The sequence below is a fragment of the Halomonas sp. BM-2019 genome (assembly GCF_017584085.1).
The window spans coordinates 3,127,607-3,132,158 of sequence record NZ_CP071922.1; the positions used below are offsets into that span (position 1 = coordinate 3,127,607).

Consider the following 4,552-nt stretch of genomic DNA (forward strand, 5'->3'; position numbering starts at 1 on the left):
ATTACCTGAAAGGGGAGACGCGTTTCAAAGGCGGTGTGCGGCGAAAACAGAAGAAAGCGGCGCTAGATGAGACCTACCTGGCGGACGTTCTCGCGGTCTGATGGCTTTCGTGCGTTTTCCCTGCCGAATGGGGTGCGTGATGGCCGGACACGTCACGCCATCAAGACCGATTGTCTTCCTCGAACAGTTCCGCCTTGGCGTCACGCATGACGTCTTCGCAGGCGGCTTGATGGGCGAGCTGTGTGAGCAGGTTCTGGGTCACTTCAAAGCCTTTTCCCAGGCAGGTATCGATATCCTGTCGGCTCACTTGTGGTGTGACGTTGCAGTCAATCTGGATCGTTCTTCCGCCACCGTCCAGCTTGTCGGCGAACTTCCGCATGCGCCAGGCGATACGCGCTTTCCAGCTGGCCGATTCTTCCACGCCTTCGTTTACGCTAAACGTGCACTGCCATTCAGGTTTGTAGACCTTCATGAGAACCTCCCGTGCTGGCTTGGAAAGAATGATCGATCGTGGTTTCTGCTCCGTATCTGAAGGTGTTGCACGGCCATCATACAGGCTTTCAGCAGCCGGGGCAGTTCAGGCCGCTCGCCAGCGGTCGCGTGCATTCACGTGGCCTGGCACTCCTCCCAGGCCTTCAGAGCGTCTCTCCGGAAAGCCTCGGACTTTTCCACCCGCTCCACGTGGATGGTTCTTGCGGACATTGTGCTTCCTCCCTCAAGGCTCCTGCAGCTGCGCGACGGTGGCCATGGGGATGTACATCCTCAATGGGTTTGAGGACAGAGCCTGGAAGCAAAATCCTTCGTATAGCCGTTTCCTCCGGGCCACGGCTTCCGGGTTGCCGCAATCCAGGATGTCGAGCATCACCACGGCCGTTCCCACCCGAAGCGAGGCAAGGTAGGCTCCCTTCAGCGCATCGGCAAGGAGCAGACCTCCTATCCCATGTCCTTGGGCAGCCTGAGCGACACCCATCATGCCAATGAACGCGGCGGGGATACTGCCGCCAGGCAGTGCATATCGCCGGTAGCGATTGGGAAGATCCCCATAGTCCACGCTATGAGCGTTGATGGAATAGAAGCCGAGGACCTCCTCGGGGTCCTGGTGGGGATCTACCACCACGAACACTCTGACCGTGCCACCTTTCAGCAGCTTGCCGGCTGTCTTCTGCAGAAAGTTATCGACTTGTTCGACCCCAGACGAAAAAGCCGCTCGATCATGTCTGTCCGTATCGAGCGGCTCGATGACAACATTTTCCAACATTAGCGCTTCACCACCCTCTCCTGGTGGTTAGCGAAGGCAGCGCGTAGCTTCTCGGACGGTGCCGGCGGATTCTCCAGGGCCTCAAAGAAGGCCTGGTGATCCTCGGGCGTGAGCCGCGTCACTTCGTGTGCTTGGATGGTGGACACTGCTCGCTCGTACGCTGCTGAGAGGGCGAATGCCGACATGTCTTGGCCGCTCAGTGCTGCAGCACGCTCGATGGTCTGCTTGATGCGCGGCGGCGCACGGAAGCTCAGCCGCTCGGTTGCCGGTTCTTTCGTAATGTCAGTAAGAGCTGACATGGCAGCCTCCTGAAACTCACTGCAATCTATAGCACATGAAATGTACGCCTGATAGGCGTACATTTCAAGGATGAAAGGCGTGCTTTGCTTTCGTGCACACGAAATCGGCGGTGCTGGGCTTCCAATCCATACCAGGGGGATGACAAGCAAGAGGCCCACTGAGAGAGGTGGGCCTCTTGCGTTAACCGTCATTAGCTTCCTAAGCGGTGCGTCTCGCGACCGGCTTCGGGGCGACGGCTCGCTTGAGAAAGGCGAGATTGAGCGGGCTGTGTGGCTTGGCGGCGAGGCGCTCGTTCGCCAGGCCTTCGGCCAGGTCGCGGTAGCCGCCGCGCAGGGCCGCTTCGGTCAGGGTCCAGTCGATGATGTCGCGCTGGGCATGGCTGCCGCCGAAGGCGTTGGCGATAAAGCGCGCCGGATGCAGGCGCTCGACGGTGGTGGCGTAATCGCTGCGCCAGAAGGCCACGAAGCCTTCCACCAGGGGCAGGCCGATGCGACGCGCCCAGACGGAAGTTTCGGCGTCGCCTTCCACATCGCGCAGGGCCGTCAGCAGCCGTTCCACCTGGTCGTCACGCTCGGCGCCCAGGTAGGCCATCACCGCGTGCCAGTCGTTGAACGGGTAGAGCCTGCCGTCGGCATGGCTGTCCCAGGCCTGTGCCAGCTCCTGCCAGCGCTGACCGACGTCCTGGCCGGTCAGGTGCAGCCGCCACAGCAGCGCCGAGGCATCGACCATGTCCAGCACCACCGGGCTGCGCTCCTGGCGGATCGGGCCGTCGTAGAGGGCCAGCGCCTCCTGGGTCTGCTGCAGTTCGAGATGGCAGAGGGCACGGTGCCACCAGTTGTGGACCTTGAACAGGTTGTCGTCGCCGGACCAGTAGGGCTCCCGCGTCGTCATCCAGCCGATGCCGTCCTCGGGGCGGCCCTGCATCTCCATCACATGGGCGACGGCGTGATGCGCCCAGCAGTCGCGCGGTTCCAGGTCCAGCGCCTGGCGGCCGGTCTCCTCGGCGCGGCCATAGGCGCCGGTCTCCTCCAGGCCGAAGGCGTACATGCCGAGCGCGATCGAGTAGCCCGGGATGTCGGGGGACCACTTGGGCAGCACCCGGGCGAGGCGGTCGCGCAGGTCGCGGGCGTTGGCCCGGTAGAAGTCGGTGAGATGCCCGGCCTGCAGGGCCGCCATGTCGTGGGGGTAGCGTAGGTTGTGCCGGTCCAGCGCGACCGCCGCGGCGGTCCAGTCCCCGGCCAGCAGCTGCTCGAGGGCGGCCACGTGGGAGGCTTCGCGGTCATCGAGGCGCGAGGCCTTCGCGGCCGCCACGTCGGCCCTGGCCGCTTGGGCGGCCTCGGGCTCGGTGGCCAGCGCGAACAGGTAGGCCCGGAAGATGCGGGCCATGGTGAAGTCCGGTGCCGCCTCGATGGCCCGGTCGAGGGGCGTCACGGGGTCGCCGCGGTAGATGTTGAAGGCGTCGACGGCGCCGTTGTACAGCTCCAGGGTCTCCCGGGTGGCACCGGGGAGGGCGTTGCCTTGGCGGTCGGTCAGCATGAGGGGGTACTCCACGAAACGGTCGAGACGGGGGACGAGGTCGAGATGCAGGACGGCTGCCTCTCGCCTGGCTGCTAGACTACGTGGAGGTGTGGCGGGCAATAATGGTCGGGACGCCGGCTTTCTTGTCCGAGCCGCCGCGATCACTGAGGGCGCCGGCCGATGGATGCTGCGCTGGCTGTGCTGCGCACGGTCCGCTTGAGCGGAGGCATCTTTCTCGATGCCGAGTTCTCTGCGCCCTGGTGCGTGACATCCCGGGTCACGCCGGAAGATTGCCGTCCGTTCACCCCCATCGAGCCGAAGAGCATCATCGCCTACCACTATGTTAGTGCCGGTCGCCTGGTGCTGCGCGTGGGACAGCAGTCGCCGGTCCCGGTGCACGCTGGGCAGATCGTCGTCCTGCCCCGCAACGATGCCCACACCATCGGCAGTGCGCTGGACTGAAGTGGTCCAATTGGAGCGGACACCCCGATCAGCCTCATAATGGAGGCCGTGGAGGTGTTCATGACCAAGAAGACTCGACGTCGGTATTCCGATGAATTCAAGGCGGAGGCAACCGAGGAATGAGCCCCAAGCAGCCACCGAAAATTGCCAACCGGCAATTGATCGACGATATCCGCCAACTGATCGAGCAAAGCCGCCGCCAGGCAGCCCACGCTGTCAACAGCGCCCTGACCCTGCTCTACTGGCATGTCGGCCAACGCATCCAGCGCGAGGTGCTGCAAGGCGAGCGCGCCGCCTACGGCGAGCAACTCGTCCCGACCCTGGCCAGGCAGTTGGAAACCGAGTACGGGCGCGGCTTTTCCGCCAAGAACCAACGCCATATGCTGCGTTTCGCCGAAGCCTTCCCGGACGAGGAGATTGTCTCCGCGCTGCGGAGACAATTGAGCTGGACTCATATCAAGACCCTGATCTACATCGAGGATCCGCTCAAGCGCGACTTTTACCTGCAAATGTGCCAGCAGGAGCGTTGGAGCACCCGTACCCTGCAAGAGCGGTTGGATTCCATGCTGTTCGAGCGCACCGCCCTCTCCCGGAAGCCCGACGAGCTGTTGACTCAGGAGCTGGCGACACTGCGCGGGCAAGGTGAGCTGAGCCCGGACCTGGTGCTCAAGGACCCCTATGTGCTGGACTTTCTGGGCCTGCGCGACCGCTACCTGGAGAAGGACCTGGAGGATGCCATCTTGCGCGAGCTGGAGCTGTTCCTGCTGGAACTGGGCGCCGGCTTCACCTTCGTGGCCCGACAGAAGCGCATCCAGATCGACAATGACGACTTCTACATCGACCTCCTGTTCTACAATCGCCGCCTCAAGCGCCTGGTGGCCATCGACCTCAAGCTCGGTGACTTCAAGGCCGCCGACAAGGGCCAGATGGAACTCTACCTGCGCTGGCTGAATCGGCACGAGCAGGAACCCGGCGAAGAACCTCCGCTGGGCATTATCCTGTGCAGCGGCAAGA

6 protein-coding genes are annotated in these 4,552 nt (G+C 63.3%); 2 read left to right on the forward strand and 4 right to left on the reverse strand.

Annotated elements, in window-relative coordinates; all coding sequences use genetic code 11:
- Positions 1 to 160: 160 nt before the first annotated feature.
- The 4 genes from J5F18_RS15580 to J5F18_RS15595 form a co-directional block, all read right to left on the reverse strand.
- Positions 161 to 472 (reverse strand): hypothetical protein, encoded by a 312-nt coding sequence (locus tag J5F18_RS15580; RefSeq protein ID WP_346299476.1) that lies wholly within the window; start codon positions 470 to 472, stop codon positions 161 to 163.
- Between the two features lie 243 nt (positions 473 to 715).
- On the reverse strand, positions 716 to 1,258 hold the full coding sequence (locus J5F18_RS15585; protein ID WP_346299477.1) for a hypothetical protein: 543 nt from the start codon (positions 1,256 to 1,258) through the stop codon (positions 716 to 718).
- The gene (locus J5F18_RS15590) at positions 1,258 to 1,557 is read right to left on the reverse strand and encodes a DUF1778 domain-containing protein (protein WP_346299478.1); all 300 of its coding nucleotides are present in this window, start codon (positions 1,555 to 1,557) and stop codon (positions 1,258 to 1,260) included. The genes J5F18_RS15585 and J5F18_RS15590 overlap by 1 nt, the downstream gene beginning before the upstream one ends.
- Positions 1,558 to 1,756: 199 nt before the next feature.
- On the reverse strand, positions 1,757 to 3,094 hold the full coding sequence (locus J5F18_RS15595) for a tetratricopeptide repeat protein (protein WP_346299479.1): 1,338 nt from the start codon (positions 3,092 to 3,094) through the stop codon (positions 1,757 to 1,759).
- 162 nt (positions 3,095 to 3,256) lie between these two features.
- On the opposite strand from J5F18_RS15595, the gene J5F18_RS15600 reads away from it, so the two are divergent.
- Positions 3,257 to 3,538 (forward strand): cupin domain-containing protein, encoded by a 282-nt coding sequence (locus J5F18_RS15600; RefSeq protein WP_346299480.1) that lies wholly within the window; start codon positions 3,257 to 3,259, stop codon positions 3,536 to 3,538.
- 119 nt (positions 3,539 to 3,657) lie between these two features.
- On the forward strand, positions 3,658 to 4,552 hold an 895-nt coding region (locus tag J5F18_RS15605), incomplete at its 3' end, for a PDDEXK nuclease domain-containing protein (RefSeq protein ID WP_346299481.1).

Bases quoted from the DNA above. Each gene is read 5' to 3' on its own strand.
- J5F18_RS15590 (WP_346299478.1), bottom strand. From the start codon at position 1,557: ATGTCAGCTCTTACTGACATTACGAAAGAACCGGCAACCGAGCGGCTG.
- J5F18_RS15595 (WP_346299479.1), bottom strand. From the start codon at position 3,094: ATGCTGACCGACCGCCAAGGCAACGCCCTCCCCGGTGCCACCCGGGAG.
- J5F18_RS15585 (WP_346299477.1), bottom strand. From the start codon at position 1,258: ATGTTGGAAAATGTTGTCATCGAGCCGCTCGATACGGACAGACATGAT.
- J5F18_RS15580 (WP_346299476.1), bottom strand. From the start codon at position 472: ATGAAGGTCTACAAACCTGAATGGCAGTGCACGTTTAGCGTAAACGAA.
- J5F18_RS15600 (WP_346299480.1), top strand. From the start codon at position 3,257: ATGGATGCTGCGCTGGCTGTGCTGCGCACGGTCCGCTTGAGCGGAGGC.